Source organism: Novosphingobium sp. Fuku2-ISO-50, from assembly GCF_001519055.1.
Classification (GTDB): domain Bacteria; phylum Pseudomonadota; class Alphaproteobacteria; order Sphingomonadales; family Sphingomonadaceae; genus Novosphingobium.
This window is the reverse complement of the sequence record NZ_KQ954287.1, coordinates 24,103-41,432: the sequence shown is the minus strand read 5'-3', so window position 1 is coordinate 41,432 and position 17,330 is coordinate 24,103. Positions and strand designations below refer to the sequence as shown.

Annotated in this window: 17 protein-coding genes; 10 read left to right on the top strand and 7 right to left on the bottom strand. The window is 65.2% G+C overall.

What is annotated here, in order from left to right; genetic code table 11:
- Positions 1–30: 30 nt before the first annotated feature.
- Positions 31–1,425, bottom strand: a complete 1,395-nt coding sequence (gene rimO, locus AQZ50_RS05855; protein WP_067744049.1) for a 30S ribosomal protein S12 methylthiotransferase RimO — start codon at positions 1,423–1,425, stop codon at positions 31–33.
- Positions 1,426–1,551: 126 nt separating this feature from the next.
- Between rimO and AQZ50_RS05850 the strand changes: the two genes are divergently transcribed.
- Positions 1,552–1,965 (top strand): DUF1761 domain-containing protein, encoded by a 414-nt coding sequence (locus AQZ50_RS05850; RefSeq protein ID WP_067744046.1) that lies wholly within the window; start codon positions 1,552–1,554, stop codon positions 1,963–1,965.
- Between the two features lie 21 nt (positions 1,966–1,986).
- On the opposite strand, the gene AQZ50_RS05845 is transcribed toward AQZ50_RS05850, so the two are convergent.
- Together AQZ50_RS05845 and serS are read right to left on the bottom strand one after the other, a co-directional pair.
- On the bottom strand, positions 1,987–2,748 hold the full coding sequence (locus AQZ50_RS05845) for a M23 family metallopeptidase (RefSeq protein ID WP_067744661.1): 762 nt from the start codon (positions 2,746–2,748) through the stop codon (positions 1,987–1,989).
- A gap of 14 nt (positions 2,749–2,762) precedes the next feature.
- A complete protein-coding gene (serS, locus tag AQZ50_RS05840) occupies positions 2,763–4,043 on the bottom strand; it encodes a serine--tRNA ligase (protein ID WP_067744043.1) in 1,281 nt (426 codons plus the stop codon).
- On the opposite strand from serS, the gene AQZ50_RS05835 reads away from it, so the two are divergent.
- The 4 genes from AQZ50_RS05835 to cydX all read left to right on the top strand — a co-directional run bounded on the left by AQZ50_RS05835 (position 4,038) and on the right by cydX (position 7,346).
- Positions 4,038–4,259, top strand: a complete 222-nt coding sequence (locus tag AQZ50_RS05835) for a hypothetical protein (protein WP_067744040.1) — start codon at positions 4,038–4,040, stop codon at positions 4,257–4,259. The two genes, serS and AQZ50_RS05835, sit on opposite strands and share 6 nt — an antisense overlap.
- A gap of 228 nt (positions 4,260–4,487) precedes the next feature.
- Positions 4,488–6,056, top strand: coding sequence for a cytochrome ubiquinol oxidase subunit I (locus AQZ50_RS05830; protein WP_067744037.1), 1,569 nt, complete (start codon positions 4,488–4,490; stop codon positions 6,054–6,056).
- 13 nt (positions 6,057–6,069) lie between these two features.
- Positions 6,070–7,218, top strand: coding sequence for a cytochrome d ubiquinol oxidase subunit II (gene cydB, locus AQZ50_RS05825; RefSeq protein WP_067744034.1), 1,149 nt, complete (start codon positions 6,070–6,072; stop codon positions 7,216–7,218).
- Between the two features lie 17 nt (positions 7,219–7,235).
- Positions 7,236–7,346 carry a cytochrome bd-I oxidase subunit CydX gene (gene cydX / locus AQZ50_RS19975; RefSeq protein WP_082703443.1) on the top strand — a complete coding sequence of 37 codons (111 nt, stop codon included), beginning with the start codon at positions 7,236–7,238 and terminating at the stop codon, positions 7,344–7,346.
- Positions 7,347–7,425: 79 nt separating this feature from the next.
- Here cydX and trxC read toward each other — a convergent pair whose 3' ends face one another.
- Both trxC and AQZ50_RS05815 read right to left on the bottom strand, forming a co-directional pair.
- Positions 7,426–7,869 carry a thioredoxin TrxC gene (gene trxC / locus AQZ50_RS05820; RefSeq protein WP_067744032.1) on the bottom strand — a complete coding sequence of 148 codons (444 nt, stop codon included), beginning with the start codon at positions 7,867–7,869 and terminating at the stop codon, positions 7,426–7,428.
- A 4-nt stretch (positions 7,870–7,873) separates the two neighbouring features.
- Positions 7,874–8,224, bottom strand: a complete 351-nt coding sequence (locus AQZ50_RS05815) for a carboxymuconolactone decarboxylase family protein (protein WP_067744029.1) — start codon at positions 8,222–8,224, stop codon at positions 7,874–7,876.
- A 125-nt stretch (positions 8,225–8,349) separates the two neighbouring features.
- Between AQZ50_RS05815 and AQZ50_RS20345 the strand changes: the two genes are divergently transcribed.
- From AQZ50_RS20345 to thiS, 5 genes are read left to right on the top strand one after another with little or no spacing between them, the layout of a single operon-like run.
- Positions 8,350–8,487 (top strand): hypothetical protein, encoded by a 138-nt coding sequence (locus AQZ50_RS20345; RefSeq protein WP_156427244.1) that lies wholly within the window; start codon positions 8,350–8,352, stop codon positions 8,485–8,487.
- On the top strand, positions 8,484–8,807 hold the full coding sequence (locus AQZ50_RS05810) for an ArsR/SmtB family transcription factor (protein WP_067744026.1): 324 nt from the start codon (positions 8,484–8,486) through the stop codon (positions 8,805–8,807). The genes AQZ50_RS20345 and AQZ50_RS05810 overlap by 4 nt, the downstream gene beginning before the upstream one ends.
- Before the next feature lie 60 nt (positions 8,808–8,867).
- Entirely contained in the window at positions 8,868–10,196 is a 1,329-nt protein-coding gene (locus AQZ50_RS05805; protein ID WP_156427243.1) for an MFS transporter, read from the top strand.
- The gene (locus tag AQZ50_RS05800; protein ID WP_067744019.1) at positions 10,196–11,935 is read left to right on the top strand and encodes a chloride channel protein; all 1,740 of its coding nucleotides are present in this window, start codon (positions 10,196–10,198) and stop codon (positions 11,933–11,935) included. Before AQZ50_RS05805 ends, AQZ50_RS05800 begins: the two co-directional genes overlap by 1 nt.
- A 46-nt stretch (positions 11,936–11,981) precedes the next feature.
- Positions 11,982–12,956, top strand: a complete 975-nt coding sequence (gene thiS / locus AQZ50_RS05795) for a sulfur carrier protein ThiS (RefSeq protein WP_067744657.1) — start codon at positions 11,982–11,984, stop codon at positions 12,954–12,956.
- A gap of 147 nt (positions 12,957–13,103) precedes the next feature.
- On the opposite strand, the gene AQZ50_RS05790 is transcribed toward thiS, so the two are convergent.
- Both AQZ50_RS05790 and AQZ50_RS05785 read right to left on the bottom strand, forming a co-directional pair.
- Positions 13,104–15,368 (bottom strand): NADP-dependent malic enzyme, encoded by a 2,265-nt coding sequence (locus tag AQZ50_RS05790; protein ID WP_067744016.1) that lies wholly within the window; start codon positions 15,366–15,368, stop codon positions 13,104–13,106.
- Positions 15,369–15,524: 156 nt separating this feature from the next.
- Positions 15,525–17,162, bottom strand: a complete 1,638-nt coding sequence (locus AQZ50_RS05785) for a hypothetical protein (RefSeq protein WP_067744013.1) — start codon at positions 17,160–17,162, stop codon at positions 15,525–15,527.
- Between the last annotated feature and the right edge of the window lie 168 nt (positions 17,163–17,330).

The window sequence follows — 17,330 nt, the reverse complement described above, 5'->3', positions numbered from 1 at the left end:
AGCCGCAGCGCCTGCCTTGCAAGCGGTCGTTCAGTCCGCGACGATCACCCCGAACAAGTCGTGATCATCGGCCTCTTCGATGGCGACATCGACGAAATCGCCCGGGGCGAGATCGGCGGGGACGTTGCGCAGATGGACCGCGCCGTCGATCTCCGGCGCATCGGCCTGAGACCGGCCGGTCGCGCCGATGTCGCCGTCTTCGTCGGGCTCGCCCACGTCGTCGATGATCACGCGGATCGTGCGGCCGACTTTGGCGGCAAGCTTGGCGCGGCTGATGGCCTCCGTCTTTTCCATCAGGCGGGCATAGCGTTCTTCCTTGACCGCCTCGGGCACCTGATCGGGCAAGGCATTGGCCGCAGCGCCTGCGACCGGCTCGAACCGGAATGCGCCGACCCGGTCGAGCTGCGCTTCGTCGAGCCAGTCGAGCAGATAGCGGAAATCGTCCTCGGTCTCGCCCGGAAAGCCGACCACAAAGCTCGACCGGATGGCGAGGTCGGGGCAGATGTCGCGCCATGTGCGCAGCCGTTCGAGCACTTTGGCCTCGTTTGCCGGGCGCTTCATCGCGCGCAGTACGGCGGGGCTGGCATGCTGGAACGGGATGTCGAGATAGGGCGTGATCAATCCTTCGGCCATGAGCGGGATCACCGCTTCGACATGGGGATAGGGATAGACATAGTGCAGCCGTACCCACGGCACCTGACCATCGGGGGTGCGCAGACCGCCCAGTTCGCGCGCGAGATCGGTCATGTGGGTGCGCACCGCATGGCCTTTCCACTGCCGTTCTTCATGGCGGACATCGACACCATAGGCAGACGTGTCCTGGCTGATGATCAGCAATTCGCGCGTGCCCGCCGCGACCAGCTTTTCCGCCTCGCGCAGCACGGCGTCGATACGGCGGCTGACGAGGGGCCCGCGCAATTGCGGAATGATGCAAAAGGCGCAGGCATGGTTGCAGCCTTCGGAAATCTTCACATAGCTGTAGTGGCGCGGGGTCAGTTTGACATCGCCCGGCACGGCCTGGGGAATGAGGTCGATATAAGGCCCCATGCCCGGCGGCGCGGCGGCATGGACCGCATCGACGACATCTTCGTACTGGTGCGCGCCGGTGACCGCGAGAACCTGGGGAAAGCGCGCGCGGATCGCTTCGGCTTCGTTGCCCATGCATCCGGTCACGATGACTCGGCCGTTTTCGGCAATCGCCTCGCCGATCGCGGCCAGGCTTTCCTCCTTGGCCGAATCGAGAAAGCCGCATGTGTTCACCAGAACGACATCTGCGCCCTGATAATCGGCGCTCATGTCATAGCCGTCGGCGCGCAGCCGGGTCAGGATCCGCTCGGAATCGACCAGCGCCTTTGGACAGCCGAGGCTGACCATGCCGACGCGGGGAGGGGCGGGAACGATTTGGGGGGATTGATCGGAAGCCATCAGGCGCGGCGCATAGCCTGTTTTGACGGCTGCGTCACGGGGGCCCGCGAATTGCCAACACGGGCGGCGATATGTATGTGCAAAATCCGCGTCATTTTCACGAAATGGCGCGCTGGAGAGCGGTCTATGGGTCCGGTTAACTGGTTGGGCGTCTTTGTGGCAGCGCTGGTCGCGCTGGGGGTGTCTGCCTTGTGGTATGGCCCGATCCATGGTCGTGCCCGGCTGGAGGAGCTCGGGCCCGGTGGACTGGGGCAGCGGATCGCGCCGGGGCGCACGGCGCTGGCCAGCTTTGCCCTGCTGCTGATTTCGGCGACGATGATCGGCCACATGTTTGCCCGCGTCGGTCCCGCCACGCTGTCGGTCAAGCCGTGGCTCTATTTCATGATGTCGGGCGGGCTTGCCGGGGCCTTCATCATCCCGGCGATGTGGGTCAACTACATGAATTTGCGCGTGAGCCGCCGACTGGCGCTGATCGATGCGGGCTTCTGGCTGATCGCATATCTTGCGATGGGGCTGACCTTTTTCCTGATGGCGCGCTGAAGCGGGGTTCCAACCGGGCCGTTACAGGCGGATCGGCAGCACCGGCAGCGGGTCTCGCGGTACGTTGTCGTGGCGCAGTTCGAAATGGAGCGTGGGCTTTTTGGCTTCGCCGCTGGTGCCGATCCGCGCGATCGGGGCCCCCGCGCGCACGGTCTCGCCCTGTTTGACCATGACTTTGCCGAGATAGGCATAAGCCGTGGCCCATCCGGCGCCGTGGTCGATCACGATCAATTGGCCAAATCGCTCGGGCTCGGTCCCGGCAAAGATCACCCGGCCCCCCGCGGCGGCGCGCACGGTCATGCCGGCAAAGGCGGCCAGATCGATGCCGTTGTTGGGGCGACCGCGGACATCGGCGGCAAACCGGCTGACGACGGCGCCCGATGTCGGCCAGATCAGATGCGGCGTGCCCGCCTCGGGGCGATGCGCCGGGGCCAGCTCGGGCAAAGGGCGCGGCGTCGGTGCGGGCCGCGGCGTGGGCGAGGGGCGCGGGGGCACCGGCGGACGGCGCGGCGGGCGCGCCGTTGCGGACGGCATGCCGCCTGGATCGGGGCGTTTGAGCACGGTGCCGGGCGGCAGCGGGGCATCGGCGTCGATGCCGTTGGCGCGTGCCAGTTCGGGCGGTGAAACACCCATCCGCGCGGCGATCCCCGCCATCGTGTCGCCCGACCGAACCGTATACGTCCAGGCGACGATCGGCGGCGCAGCCACCGCGACGCCTGCCAACGGCGACGGGGCCAACAGGGTCAGGGTCAGGGTCAGCAAACCCGGCCAGAGCTGTTTCACGCCCCGGATCTTTTTCACATCAGCGGCACGAGACGGGTGAGCCCGCCGGTATAAGGCGCGAGCGCGGCGGGAACCTCGACCGAGCCATCGGCCTGCTGATAGTTTTCGAGCACCGCGACCAGGGTTCGCCCGACCGCCAGGCCGGAGCCGTTGAGCGTGTGGACGAATTCGTTGGTCTTGCCGCCTTCGGGGCGAAAGCGCGTGTTCATCCGCCGCGCCTGGAAATCGCCGCAGTTGGAGCACGAGGAAATCTCGCGATAGGCGCCCTGACCCGGCAGCCAGACTTCGAGATCATAGGTCTTCCGCGCCGTAAAGCCCATGTCGCCGGTGCACAGCAGAACCTTGCGATAGGGCAGGTTCAGCGCCTTGAGCACGGCTTCGGCACAGGCGGTCATGCGTTCGTGTTCGGCTTCGGAGTCTTCGGGCCGCGTGATCGACACCAGCTCGACCTTTTCGAACTGATGCTGGCGGATAAAGCCGCGCGTGTCGCGCCCGGCGGCGCCCGCTTCGGAGCGAAAGCACGGGGTCAGCGCGGTCAGGCGTTGCGGCAGCGTGGCATCGGCCAGGATCTGTTCGCGCACCGAATTGGTCAGGCTGACTTCGGCGGTCGGGATCAGCCAGCGCCCGTCGGTGGTGCGAAACAGGTCTTCGGCAAATTTGGGCAATTGCCCGGTGCCGAATGCGGCTTCGTCGCGCACCATCAGCGGGGTGATGCATTCGGTATAGCCATGCGTTCCGGTTTGCAGATCGAGCATGAACTGCGCCAGCGCGCGATGGAGCCGCGCCATCTGCCCCCGAAGGAACGTAAAGCGCGCGCCCGACAGCAGCGCACCGGTTTCGAAATCGAGCCCCAGCGCCGGGCCGATGTCGGCATGTTCGCGCGGGGTGAAATCGAAATCGCGCGGGGTTCCCCAGCGCATGACTTCGACATTGTCGGCTTCGTCGGCGCCTTCGGGCACTTCTGCCGCGGGCAGATTGGGCAGCGCGGCCAGCGCGGCGTTCAATTCGGCGGTCAGGCGGCGCTCGTCGTCTTCCTGCGCGGGAAGCTCGTCCTTGAGCGCGGCGACTTCGGCCTTGAGCTTTTCGGCGGTTTCGCGATCGCCTTTGCCCATCGCCGCGCCGATCGCCTTTGAGGCTTCGTTGCGGCGGGCCTGCGCCTCCTGCATCCGCGTGACCAGTTCGCGGCGCGCGGAATCGAGCGCGAGGATCGCGGCTGCGGCGGGGGGAGCCCCGCGCCGGGCAAGGCCGGCGTCAAAGGCTGCGGGGTTTTCGCGGATCAGTCGAATATCATGCATGGTGCACAAGCCTATGCCCGCGCGCGTGGCCGCTTTCAACCCGGTGAAGGCAACAAGCTGGCCGGCGAAGGCAACAAGCTGGCCGGTGAAGGCAACAAGCTGGCCGGCGAAGGCAACAAGACCGTTTCATGCGCCAGCACGGCCACGGCGCAGCGCCCGCAACGATCAGCGCCGGACCTAGACTATCTGCTTGATGAAAAACGATCCGATGACTGATACAATGCGCCAGCCAGGCTGCAAAAAGGACTGCGCCAACGCTGTCCGGGATCCACCACAAGGCGGCGCGGCGATCCGGCGCGGAATTTGCAGCGCGGCAAGCGATCTAACTATATTATGAGTACATTATATTGGAAATGCCCGAATTGAAAGACCGGTCCGACGTTCGCCGGGCCGGCTGTTCGACTCTCTGACGCCCCGGCGCCAAACTGCAAGGGATTCCCCCCGATGGACATGGCTGTCATCGAACTTTCGCGGCTGCAATTTGCACTGACCGCGATGTACCATTTTCTGTTCGTGCCGCTCACGCTCGGCCTGTCGTTCATGCTGGTGATCATGGAAAGCATCTATGTCATCACCAAGCGCCCGATCTGGCGTGTGATCACCCGGTTCTGGGCGCGGCTGTTCGGCATCAATTTCGTGCTCGGCGTGGCCACCGGGCTGACCATGGAATTCGAATTCGGCACCAATTGGGCCTATTACGCGCACTATGTCGGCGACATTTTCGGCGCGCCGCTGGCGATCGAGGGGCTGATGGCCTTTTTCCTCGAAGCCACGATGATCGGGCTGATGTTCTTCGGTTGGGACCGGTTGAGCCGGGTGCAGCATCTGGTGGTCACGTTTCTGGTCGCGCTTGGCAGCAACCTTTCGGCGCTGTGGATCCTGATTGCCAACGGCTGGATGCAGAACCCGGTCGGGGCGAGCTTCAATCCCGCGACGATGCGGATGGAAGTCACCGATTTCAAGGACGTGCTGTTCAATCCGGTGGCGCAGGCGAAATTCGTCCACACCGTCAGCGCGGGCTATGTCTGCGCCGCGACTTTCGTCATGGGGGTTTCGGCGATCTATCTGCTGCGCGGAAAATGGACCAATGTCGCGCGCCGCTCGATGATGGTCGCCGCCGCGTTCGGGCTGGCCTCGTCGCTTTCGGTCGTCGTGCTGGGCGATGAAAGCGGCTATGCGCTGACCGACAACCAGAAGATGAAGCTCGCCTCGATCGAGGCGATGTGGAAGACCGAAGACGCGCCTGCCGGGCTCACTCTGTTCGGCGTGCCCGATGTCGCCGCGCACAAGACCCGCTATGCGATTCAGGTGCCCTATGTGCTGGGCCTGATTTCGACGCGCAGCCTGTCGGGCGAAGTGACCGGGATCGACGATCTGGTGCTGCGCGCCGATCAGCGCATCAGCAGCGGGATCATCGCCTATGACGCGGTGCAAAAGCTGAAAGCGAACCGCTTCGACTTGTCGGCGCGGGCCGCGTTCGAGGCGCACAAGGCCGACATCGGCTTTGCCTTGTTGTTGAAGCGCTATGTCGCTGACCCGCGTCAGGCGACCAATGACCAGATCCTGCGCGCCGCTGCCGATACCATTCCCAATGTGCCGGTGATGTTCTGGCTGTTCCGGGGGATGGCGGGGCTTGGCTTTGGCTTCATCGCCTATTTCGCTGCGGCTTTCTGGTGCGCGTCGGCCTGCCATTTTTCGAAGCGCTGGTTCCTCAGGCTGGCGGTGGTGATGATGCCGCTGCCGTGGCTCGCGATCGAGGGCGGCTGGGTACTGGCCGAAATCGGGCGCCAGCCCTGGGCGGTCGACGGCGTGTTGCCGACGTTCCTGGGCGCCTCTTCGCTGACCGTGTCCCAGGTCTGGGCGACGATCATCGGCTTTACCGCGCTCTATGGCACTTTGGCGGTGATCGAGGTCCGCTTGATGATCGCCTCGATCCGCAAGGGACCGATCGAACACGCCCCCGGCGAGGACCACGGCTTTGCCGACGGCCTTGCTCCGCTTCCCGCCGAATAAGGGAGACAGGCACATGCATATCCCGCTCGACTATGAAACCTTGCGCCTGATCTGGTGGGCGCTGCTCGGCGTGCTGCTGATCGGTTTTGCGCTGACCGACGGTTATGACCTTGGCGTCGCCGCGCTGCTGCCGTTTGTGGCGCGCAATGACGAGGAACGGCGCCTGACGATCAACACGATCGCGCCGCACTGGGAAGGACACCAGGTCTGGCTGATCCTCGGCGGCGGGGCGATTTTTGCCGCCTGGCCGTTCGTCTATGCGGTCAGCTTTTCGGGCTTTTACCTGGCCATGTTCCTCGTGCTGGCATCGCTGATCCTGCGCCCGGTGGCGTTCAAGTACCGCTCGAAACGCCCCGATGCCGCCTGGCGCGCGCGCTGGGACTGGGCGCTGTTCGTCGGCGGATTTGTCCCCGCTTTGGTGTTCGGCGTGGCCGTGGGCAATGTCCTGGTCGGTGCGCCGTTCCGCTTCGACAGCGATCTGCGCATGACCTACGAAGGCTCGCTGCTCGGGCTGTTCACGCCGTTTACCGTGCTGACCGGGCTGTTGTCGGTGGCGATGCTGGCGCTGCACGGCGCGGGCTGGCTGGCGGTCAAGGCCGAGGAAGGCCCGGTTCTGGTCCGTGCCCGCGCCATCGGGCGGATTGCCGCGATGGTCAGCATGGTGCTGTTTGCGCTGGGCGGACTGATGGTGGCGAAATCGGGCATGGGGATGCATCTTGTCGGCGCCGTCGATGTCGAAGGGCCATCGAATCCGCTGATGTCGCCGAGCGTCGCCGCGCCGGGGGCCTGGCTGGACAATTACGGCGCGCATCCGTGGATGATCGCGGCGCCTGTGCTCGGCTTTGTCGGTTCGCTGCTCGCGCTCGCCGGGATTTCGGCGCGGCGCGGATGGATGAACTTTGTCGGCACCGCGCTGGCGACGACCGGGATCATCGCCACTGTCGGCCTGTCGATGTTTCCCTTCATCCTGCCCAGTTCGATCGATCCGCGGTCGAGCCTGACGGTGTGGAACGCTTCGTCGAGCCATCTGACGCTGTTCATCATGCTGCTGGTGACGATCGTCTTCCTGCCGATCGTGCTCGCTTATACGTTCTGGGTGATGAAAGTTCTGTCGGGCCGGATCACGCTGGCCGAAGTGCGCACCAGCCCCGACTTCTATTGAGCGAAAGGCCAAGCGACATGTGGTATTTTACCTGGGTTCTCGGCGTTGGCTTTGCCGTCGCCTTTGGCGTGATCAACGGCCTGTGGCACGAATTCAATTCGCCGATCGATGACGATCCCGCCGTATAAACACCGGACCTTTCCGCAAATATGAAAAACCCCGCAAGGCGCGTGCCTCGCGGGGTTTTTCATGGAGCCTTTGGGCGGGTCAGGATCGCGCCCAGGCGATGATATGGCGCGCGTCCATCGCGCCCGACACCCGCTTTACCTCGCGCCCGCCCGAAAACAGGATCATCGTCGGGATCGAGCGAATGGCATGCGCCCCGGCCAGCGCCTGCTCGGCCTCGGTATCGACTTTGGCCAGCCGGATCTGCGGTTCGAGGACATGCGCGGCTTCGGCAAACGCCGGGGCCATCGTGCGGCACGGGCCGCACCACGGCGCCCAGAAATCGACGAGCACGGGCAGGCTGCCCTTGCCGACATGCGCGGCAAAGGCGGCAGCGTTGAGCGCCAGCGGATGGCCGGTGAACAGTGCGGCGTGGCACTTGCCGCAATTGGGCGCATTGTCCAGCCGGTCGTGTTCGACGCGATTGAGCGCGAGACAGTGCGGACAGACAACCAATTCCGGCGCGAGGATTTCCGGGGCGGACATCGTGTTAGCCTTTCGCGGCGGCGAACTGGTCAAAGGCTTCCACAGCTTGCGCCGCATACATCAGGCTGGGGCCGGCTCCCATGTAGATGGCAAGACCCATGGTTTCCATGATTTCCTCGCGGCTGGCGCCATGTTTGACCGCCGCCTGGGCATGAAACGCGACGCAGCCGTCGCAGCGGATGGCGACCGCGATGGCCATGGCCATCAATTCCTTGGTCTTGGTGTCGAGCGCGCCGGTGCCGGTTGCCGCCGTGGCCATCGCCGAAAAGTTCTTCATCACGTCGGGCGCGCCGACGCGCACTTCCTTGATCGCGGCAGAGAGATCGCGGGCCATCTGCGGCCAATCCTTGTTCATGGCATGCTCCTGTTTGACAGTCAGTTATAACTTGCGCCGACCAGTCGCTGGCCTTCGGCCTCGATCGCGTCGCATGAATGGTGCTTGGTGAATATTCGTAAAATAGCATATTCGCAAGAAATGATTTGAACGGACCGCAATTCGTGTGGGAAGTGCCCCGGGGCACGTTCCGCGACATGGGCGGGGCGTTCATGGTCGCGCCGCCGGCGATCTGCGTGGTCTTGCGCGATGACGGGATCGCTCTATCTGGGGAGGCACCATGAAACCGAACGACCTTTCCGAATTGAAGTCCAATGCCGGCCAGATGGCGCAGCGGCTCAAAGTGATGAGCCATCCCGAGCGGTTGTTGATGCTGTGCCGTATGGACGAGGGCGAAGCCAGCGTGACCGAACTGGTGGTGATGACCGGCCTGTCGCAATCGGGCGTGTCGCAGCATCTCGCGCTGCTGCGCGCGGAAGACATCGTCACCGTCCGGGTCGATGCCAATACCCGCTGGTACAGCCTGAAAGACCGCATCGTCTCGGGCGTGATTCACGCGCTGTGCGACTTGTGCGAGCCGAATGCGCGGTGCGCGCAGGCCTGACCTGCGCGCGGAGGGCTCGTCAAGCGGTGGGGCACCGGTTATGGCTGCGGGCATGAGCCGGTGCAAGTTTTGACAATCGGGAGGGATGCAGCTTCGCGCCGGATCGGGGCGGGCATTTCCGACAAGCGCGGCGCGTCGCTCTTTGCGCTTGCGATGTTTGGCGCCCATCTGGCTTATGCGCCGCTGCTGACTCTGTTGCTGCCCCGGCGGATCGTCGCGATCGCGCCGCAGCATGCAGCGGCGATGGCTTCGGTCGTGATGCTGACCGGCGCGGTCGCGGCCAGCCTCGCCCATATCTTCGCCGGACGGATCAGCGACGGCTGGCGTCGACGCCACGGCAACCGGCGCGCCCCGATCGCGCTGGGGCTGTGCCTGACTGTGGTGGCGCTGATCGGCCTTGGCTTTGCCCGGCGCGTCGATCTGATCATCGGCGGGCTGATCGTGTTTCAGGTCGCGCTCAATCTGATGTTCGCTCCGGCAGGGGCGCTGCTGGTCGATTATTTTCCCGACCGGGCGAAAGGGCGCGTGGCGGCCTTGAGCAATCTGGCCATGCCGCTTGCCGGTCTTGGCACCGGGGCCGCTGCGCTGCTCTTTCCGCGAGATGGATGGGCGCCGTTTGTCGCGCTGGCGGGCGCGGTGATGCTGGCGGTGCTGCCGTTGATCGCGGTCTGGCCTTTTGCGGCTGCGGCGCCAGTACTGTCTGCAAAGGATGTACTGCCTGCAAAGAATGTATTGCCTGCGCCCGAGGAGCCGTTGCCCCCGTCGGCGCACGATGGTGCGTGGCGTCGCGATTTGTGGGGTGCGTGGCGCCGCGATTTGTGGCGGGCCGGGCTGGCGCGGTTGCTGGTGCAAGGCGGCGCGGCGTTCATGATGACGTATTTCTATCTCTTTCTGGTGCGTCATCCGGGGCGGGTCGGGCTTGAGCCGGGACAGGCGGTTGACGGGCTTTATGGTCGGCTGGTCATGGCGACGACGCTGGTCGTGCTGATCGTGACCGTGGCGGCCGGGCACTGGTCGGATCGCCATCGCCGCCGCCGCGCGCCGATGATGGCCGGCGCGCTGGCGGCGGCGCTGGCGCTCGGCGCGGTGCAAGGGGGGCATGGCGCGCTGCTGATGGTCGGCTATGGCTTGTTTCAGGTCGGCCTGATCGCCTATCTCGCGCTGGATGCCGCGCTTGTGGCGGAACTGTTGCGCGGCCATGCCCGGCCGGGGGAAATGCTCGGCTACATGAACCTTTCCAACACGCTGCCTTCGATTCTCGTGCCGCTGATCGTGCTCGGCCTGACGGGGGGCGCGGCGGATGTGCTGTGGGCGCCGGGCTTTGCCGGTGCGGCCGGGTGTTGTGTATTGGCCGCGATGCTGGTTGCGCGCATCCGGACGGTTGCCTGATGGGGTTTGCGCGCTCCCTTGCGATCCGCCTGCGGCGGCGCCTGCGCGAAAGCGAGGCGGCGCTGATCGTGCTGGCGGCGCTGGTCGGCAGCGCTGCCGGGCTGGCTACGCTGGCGCAAAGCTGGCTGGCGCATGCCATGCAGCATCTGTTCTATGGCGTGACGATAAACCGGTTGAGCGCGCTTGCCTCGATTCAGCATCCCTGGCGCCTGCTCGCGCTGCCGCTTGGCGGGGCGGGGATCGTCGCGCTGGGGCGCTGGATGGCGCGGCGCGGCGGGGCGCCGGTCGATGTGGTCGAGGCCAATGCGCTGCATGGCGGGCGCATCCCCGCCGGCGACAATCTGGTGATCGCGGCGCAGACGATCGTGTCGAACGGCTGCGGCGCGTCGGTCGGGCTGGAGGCGACGTATGCCCAGATGGGCGGCGGCATGGCGTCGTTGCTGGGCCAATGGCTCAATTTGCGCCGCGCCGATCTGCGCACGCTGGTCGGTGCAGGCGCCGGGGCGGGCGTCGGTGCGGCGTTTGGCGCGCCGTTGGCGGGCGCGTTCTATGCATTTGAAATCGTTATCGGCTCTTACAGCATCGGGGCTGTCGCGCCGGTCATTGCGGCTACGCTGGCCGGGGTTTTGGTGCTGCGCTGGCTGGGGGTCGAGCCCTATCTCGTGGCCCTGACGGTCAGCCGCGCGCGGACCGTTTTCGATTATGGCGCGGCGGTTGCGCTGGGGCTGATCTGCGCGGGGCTGGGGATCATGCTGATGCGCCTGGTCACTGCCGTCGAGCGCCTGTTGCAATCCGCGACGCGCGGCAGCGTATGGCGCCCGGTATTGGGCGGGGCGTTGCTGATGCCGGTCGCCTGGCTTTCGCCGCAGGCGCTGTCGGCGGGGCATGGCGCGCTGCATCTCGATTTGTTGACGCGTCCGCCGGTGCAGTATCTGTTGCTGATCCTCGGGCTCAAGATCGCCGCTTCGGTGATTTCGCTGGCGAGCGGGTTTCGCGGCGGGCTGTTCTTTGCCTCGCTGTTCCTCGGCTCGCTGGCGGGGCAGGCCTTTGCCGAAGCGCTCAATCTCGTCGGGCTTGGCGTCATGTTCGATCCGACCGATTTTGCGCTGGTCGGCATGGCCGCGCTGTGCGTTTCGGTGATCGGCGGGCCGATGACGCTGGCGCTGCTGACGCTGGAGACGACTCACGATTTTTCGCTGATGGGGGTGGTCCTGACTGCCGCGCTCATCGCCAGCGCGGTGACGCGCGAAGCATTCGGCTATTCGTTCTCGACATGGCGGCTGCATGTGCGCGGGTCCGACATCCGCTCGCCGCGCGACATCGGCTGGATGCTGTCGCTGACGGCAGAGCGGATGATGCGCCGCGATTTCGTGACTGTTCCGGAAACGGCGACGGTGGCGGTGTTTCGCGACACAGTCCCGCCGGGATCGGCCAGCAAGGCGATTCTGGTCGATGCGCAGGGCGTCTATCGCGGTATTGTCGCCAGCGCGGCGGTCCATACGTCGGCACTGGACCCGGCGGCGCCGATCGCCCCGCTCGCGCGCCTCGCCAATGTCACGCTGGCCCCCGATTGCGGGATCAAGCCGATCCTCGCCGCCTTCGACGCCGAAAGCGCCGATGAACTGGCCGTGGTCGACGAGGCCGGGCGCGTGATCGGCGTGCTGACCGAAAAGCACGCGCGCCGCCGCTATCTCGAAGAAATCGAAGCGGCACAAAGGCGCATGTTTGGCGAAGGTTAGGGCCGACTCGCTTGATCGGCAGGACAAGCACGGTATGGCCTTTGCCATGACCGACCCTCTTCAGATCATCGTCAACGGCGAACCCCGCCGCGCCGCCCCCGGTTCGATTGCCGATCTCGTTCGCGCGCTCGACCTCGATCCCGCCAAAGTCGCGGTCGAACGCAATGCGGTGATCGTGCCGCGCTCGACGCTGGACGAAGTCGCGCTGGCCGATGGCGACGTGCTGGAAATCGTCCATTTCGTCGGCGGCGGCAATGACACCTGGAGCGTCGCCGGGCGCACATTTACCTCGCGGCTGATCGTCGGCACCGGCAAGTACAAGGATTTTGCGCAGAACGCCGCCGCCGTCGAGGCCTCGGGCGCGGAAATCGTCACGGTCGCGGTGCGCCGGGTCAATGTCTCGGACCCCAAGGCGCCGATGCTGACCGATTTCATCGATCCCAAAAAGATCACGTATCTGCCCAATACCGCCGGTTGTTTCACGGCCGAAGACGCGATCCGCACGCTGCGCCTGGCGCGCGAGGCGGGCGGCTGGGATCTGGTCAAGCTCGAAGTGCTGGGCGAGGCGCGCACGCTCTATCCCAACATGATCGAGACGATCCGCGCGACCGAAGTGCTGGCCAAGGAGGGCTTTCTGCCGATGGTCTATTGCACCGACGATCCGATCGCGGCGAAGCAGCTGGAAGACGCGGGCGCCGTGGCGGTCATGCCGCTGGGCGCGCCGATCGGATCGGGGCTCGGCATTCAGAATCGCGTGACCATCCGCCTGATCGTCGAAGGGGCCAAAGTGCCGGTGTTGGTCGATGCAGGCGTCGGCACGGCGAGCGATGCGGCGGTCGCGCTGGAACTGGGCTGCGACGGCGTGCTGATGAACACCGCGATTGCCGAAGCGAAAGACCCGATCCGCATGGCCCGCGCGATGAAACTGGCGGTCGAAGCCGGGCGCGACGCCTATCTTGCGGGCCGCATGGGCACGCGCAAATATGCCGACCCGTCGAGCCCGCTTGCCGGCCTGATCTAGATACTCCCCGAACCGGGGAGGGGGACCACGCGGCGCGTGGTGGAGGGGTTGCGCCTTGGGCACGCCTTAGCCCCGGGTGGTGTCACGAGGATAGCCCCCTCCACCACCCTGCGGGCGGTCCCCCTCCCCGGCACGGGGAGGAATGGCTTAGCCCGCGATCCCTGCGGCCGCGAGCACGGCAAGCGTCAGGATGTCGGGCGCGATCGAGGTCATCGGGGCGATCTGGACCGGCTTTTCCATGCCGATCAGCATCGGGCCGATCACCGCATTGCCGCCCAGTTCGCGCAACAGCTTGGCCGAGATATTGGCCGATTGCAGCCCCGGCATGATCAGCACGTTGGCCCGGCCCGACAGGCGGCTGAACGGGTAATTGGCCATGACCTTGGGATTGAGCGCGACGTCGGGGGCCATTTCGCCTTCGTATTCGAAGCCGGGCTTGCGTTCGTCGAGGATCGCCACCGCGTCGCGGATATTGTCGTTCCATTTGCCGAACGGATTGCCGAAGGTCGAAAACGACATGAACGCGACGCGCGGTTCATGCCCCATGCGGCGCGCGACGGCGGCCGTCTCGGTCGCGATCTGCGCCAGATCTGCGGCCGAGGGGCGTTCGTTGACCGTCGTGTCGGCCAGAAACACGGTGTCGTTCTTGCCAACCATCAGGTGAATGCCAAAGGGGATATGCCCCGGCTTGGGATCGAGCACGCGGCGCACTTCGGCCAGAGTTTGCGAAAACGTGCGCGTCATGCCCGAAATCATCGCGTCGCCATGGCCCAGCGCGACGAGCAGCGAGGCAAACACGTTGCGGTCCTGATTGACCATCCGCTTGACGTCGCGTTCGAGAAAGCCCCGGCGCTGCAGACGCGGATAGAGATAGGAAACCATTTCGGGGACCAGCGGCGAAATCGACGAATTGTGGATTTCATAGCTGTCGGGGTTCGACACGCCCAGTTCGAGCAGCTTGTCGACCACCGCCTGGGTGCGGCCGACGAGGACCGGGGTGCCATAGCCGAAATCGCGGTACTGAATCGCCGCGCGCAGCATGACTTCGTTTTCCGCCTCGGCAAAGACCACCCGCTTCGGGTTCTGCTTCACCTGGGCATAGACGTTGGTCAGCACCGACGTCGTCGGGTTGAGCCGCGCCTTGAGCGCGTTGCGATAGACTTCGAAATCCTCGATCGGCAGCCGCGCCACGCCCGAATCCATCGCCGCCTTGGCCACGGCGGACGAAACGACTTCCATCAGGCGCGGGTCGAACGGGGCGGGGATGATATAGTCGAGCCCGAACTGGTGGTTCTTGCCGTAGGCGGCGGCGACTTCTTCGGGCACCGGTTCGCGCGCCAGCTCGGCAATCGCCTTGGCTGCGGCGATTTTCATCTCTTCGTTGATCGTCGTCGCCCGCACGTCGAGCGCGCCGCGAAAGATGAACGGAAAGCCGAGCACGTTGTTGACCTGATTGGGATAGTCCGACCGGCCCGTGGCGACGATGCAATCGGGGCGCGCCGCCTTGGCTTCGGGCGGGGTGATTTCCGGATCGGGATTGGCCATGGCAAAGATGATCGGCTGCGGCGCCATGTCCATGACCCATTCGGGCTTCAGCGCCCTGGCCGCCGACAGGCCGAGGAATATGTCCGCGCCTTTCAGCGCGTCTTCGAGCGAGCGGGCCTCGGTGGGCACGGCATGCGCGCTCTTCCACTGGTCCATGCTGTCCTGGCGGCCCTGATAGATCACGCCCGAGCGATCGCACATGATCACATTGTTGTGCTGCACGCCCATCGCCTTCATCAGCGCGGTGCAGGCGATCGCCGCCGCCCCCGCGCCGTTGACCACGACTTTGACGTCGGCAAGGCTGCGCCCGGTCAGGAAACAGGCGTTGAGCAGGCCGGCGGCCGAGATGATCGCGGTGCCGTGCTGGTCATCGTGCATTACCGGGATTTTCATCCGGTCGCGCAACGCCTGTTCGATGATGAAGCATTCGGGCGCCTTGATGTCTTCGAGATTGATCCCGCCGAAGCTGGGTTCGAGCAGCGCGACGGCCTCGATGAACTTGTCGGGGTCTTCGGTGTCGACTTCGATGTCGATCGCATCGACGTCGGCAAAGCGCTTGAACAGCACTGCCTTGCCCTCCATCACCGGCTTTGACGCCAGCGCGCCGAGATTGCCCATGCCCAGGATCGCGGTCCCGTTGGAAATCACCGCGACGAGATTGCCCTTGGCGGTATAGTCATAGGCACAGGCCGGATCGTCGGCGATCGCCTGGACCGGCACGGCGACGCCGGGCGAATAGGCAAGGCTGAGGTCGCGCTGCGTGGCGACCGGCTTTGAGGCGATGATCTCGATTTTGCCGGGGCGGATCGTCTTGTGATAGAACAGCGCTTCGCGTTCGGTGAAACGGACGTTGCTTTCATCAGACATCGTTTATCCCCAACTCGATCGCGCCATGGCGGCGCTTGCGGCGGCATGGCGCCTTCGGTGTGCCGTGGCACTGTATCCTCTTTTCCGCTGCGTCAAGGCGGGAGGAATTCGGTTTTTCGCTCGGACGGTTCCGTTTTCCGGAACTGTCGCAGGCCGTTACAATCCGCGCGGCTGCCAATTGGGGATCGCCAGCGGGCGCACGGCGAACAACAGGCTGCGCCCGTCCTGCCAGACGAGCTGCAGGCGCGGGTCGGGACGTTTGGGCAGGCCGGTATCGATCAGCCAGACATAGTCGACCCGTTCGATCGGCGCATATTTGAGCGCGCTGTCGACGCTGCGCAGCCGCCCCCCGGCACAGCGTTCGGACCACACGAATTCCGACGGATCGGCGGTGAAATTGCGGCCCGGGCGAAAACGCGGGACGACCATGTGCAGCCCCGGCACGGCCCAGTTGTCGTTGACCCAAGCCTGTCGATAGAGGCTGGCCAGGCTGGCGAGATGGTCGCGCCGGGTGTTGCGCCAGGATTCCTCAAGGCACGAATGTTCGACAAAGGCGAGCACGCGGCTGCCCGGTTCGATATGCTGCAAGGCGACCAGTTGCTTGCGAAAATCCTCGGCATAATCGGCAAAGCTTGCCGCCGTGACGACCAGCCGCAGCGCGAGCAGAACGAGGCCGCTATAAGCGACGATCTGCGCAATGCGCGGCCGCGCCCGGCTCCAGTCCATCAGCCCGAGCAACAGCATGCAGGCCACCGGCAAGAGCCGCACATCGACGAAATTGCTGCCGTTGATGTCGCTCGGGATCGCGACGAATTCGGCCAGGACGAGAAATCCGGGCAGGAATTGCGACCATTTCCAGCGCCCGCCGATCAGCCAGCCCAACGTGATCAGCGCATAGCAGGCGATCGTCGTCGCCGCATCGAGGATCATCGACTGGTCGCGCAGCGTCAGGATCAGATACCATTCCTTTTCGTCCCAGCGCCAGCGGTTGAAGCTGCGCGCAGGGGCGGGCGACAGGAATTTCCACAGCAGGATGGTGATCACCGTGGCCGCGAGCGGCCAGAGCAGCACGATCAGCCGCCGCATCGCCGCGCGCCAGTCGTGCGTCGCGATCACTTCGCGAAACCGCGAAGGCCGCCACCAGCCTGCGGGCAGCGCGTCCATTTCGCGCCCGACCGCATTGGCCCCGATCAACAGCGCGAGCAGCAGCCCGCCGATCGCATGGCACAGCATGGCCACCGGCTGAATCACGATCAGCATCGCCGCGCGCCGGGTCGGCTGTTTTTCCAGCCAGATCGAGGCGGCAAACGCGCTCAGCGAGAGCCCGGTCGCGAGAATGAAGTTGAGAAACCCGGTGAGCAGCGGAAAACTGAACACATATATGAGCGCCCAGCCCGCCCCATGCCCGCCGCGCGCATTGAGCATGCGGATCGTGGCAAGGCACCCGCCGGCATAAAGCCCCGTGGCCAGCACCGTCGACCACCACCCGGCGGCCAGCACGCCGAATTGCGCGCCGATCAGCTTCATCAGCACGCCGTCGCCGATATTGAGCGTAAACACCCATTTCCACGCGAAATATTTTTCCAGCGGGCTGTTCGGCCCGGCGGCCTCGATCGCGGCGGCGCCCATGTGTCCGGGAATGTCGATCAGCGGCGGCACTTCGACCAGCACGAACGGCAGGCACACGAGCAGCACGATCAGCGCCATGCCCGGGCCGCTCAGCCAGGGTAGCCCGTTCTTTGTGATGGTAAATGGCCAGAAGCGGAATCGCCGCACTTTCAACCCAACCTGCATGGACGGATGGATTCGCGCTGCCCTGTGGGGCCCGAAATCCTGATTGCCCGGTTTTTTGCCGTTTGCGCTGCCAGACGCTGTCCCGGATGCCTCGGTAATGTCATCCAGGGTCGCGGAATTGTCGATATCCTCGAGGCAGCGGTTTGAGATATGCCGGTTTCTGGTCTA

Excerpts from the sequence above, each read along its gene's own strand:
- rimO (WP_067744049.1), bottom strand. The coding sequence starts at position 1,425 with ATGGCTTCCGATCAATCCCCCCAAATCGTTCCCGCCCCTCCCCGCGTC.
- AQZ50_RS05850 (WP_067744046.1), top strand. The coding sequence starts at position 1,552 with ATGGGTCCGGTTAACTGGTTGGGCGTCTTTGTGGCAGCGCTGGTCGCG.
- AQZ50_RS05835 (WP_067744040.1), top strand. The coding sequence starts at position 4,038 with ATGCATGGTGCACAAGCCTATGCCCGCGCGCGTGGCCGCTTTCAACCC.
- serS (WP_067744043.1), bottom strand. The coding sequence starts at position 4,043 with ATGCATGATATTCGACTGATCCGCGAAAACCCCGCAGCCTTTGACGCC.
- AQZ50_RS05830 (WP_067744037.1), top strand. The coding sequence starts at position 4,488 with ATGGACATGGCTGTCATCGAACTTTCGCGGCTGCAATTTGCACTGACC.
- cydB (WP_067744034.1), top strand. The coding sequence starts at position 6,070 with ATGCATATCCCGCTCGACTATGAAACCTTGCGCCTGATCTGGTGGGCG.
- cydX (WP_082703443.1), top strand. The coding sequence starts at position 7,236 with ATGTGGTATTTTACCTGGGTTCTCGGCGTTGGCTTTGCCGTCGCCTTT.
- trxC (WP_067744032.1), bottom strand. The coding sequence starts at position 7,869 with ATGTCCGCCCCGGAAATCCTCGCGCCGGAATTGGTTGTCTGTCCGCAC.
- AQZ50_RS05815 (WP_067744029.1), bottom strand. The coding sequence starts at position 8,224 with ATGAACAAGGATTGGCCGCAGATGGCCCGCGATCTCTCTGCCGCGATC.
- AQZ50_RS05810 (WP_067744026.1), top strand. The coding sequence starts at position 8,484 with ATGAAACCGAACGACCTTTCCGAATTGAAGTCCAATGCCGGCCAGATG.
- AQZ50_RS05800 (WP_067744019.1), top strand. The coding sequence starts at position 10,196 with ATGGGGTTTGCGCGCTCCCTTGCGATCCGCCTGCGGCGGCGCCTGCGC.
- thiS (WP_067744657.1), top strand. The coding sequence starts at position 11,982 with ATGACCGACCCTCTTCAGATCATCGTCAACGGCGAACCCCGCCGCGCC.
- AQZ50_RS05790 (WP_067744016.1), bottom strand. The coding sequence starts at position 15,368 with ATGTCTGATGAAAGCAACGTCCGTTTCACCGAACGCGAAGCGCTGTTC.
- AQZ50_RS05785 (WP_067744013.1), bottom strand. The coding sequence starts at position 17,162 with ATGCAGGTTGGGTTGAAAGTGCGGCGATTCCGCTTCTGGCCATTTACC.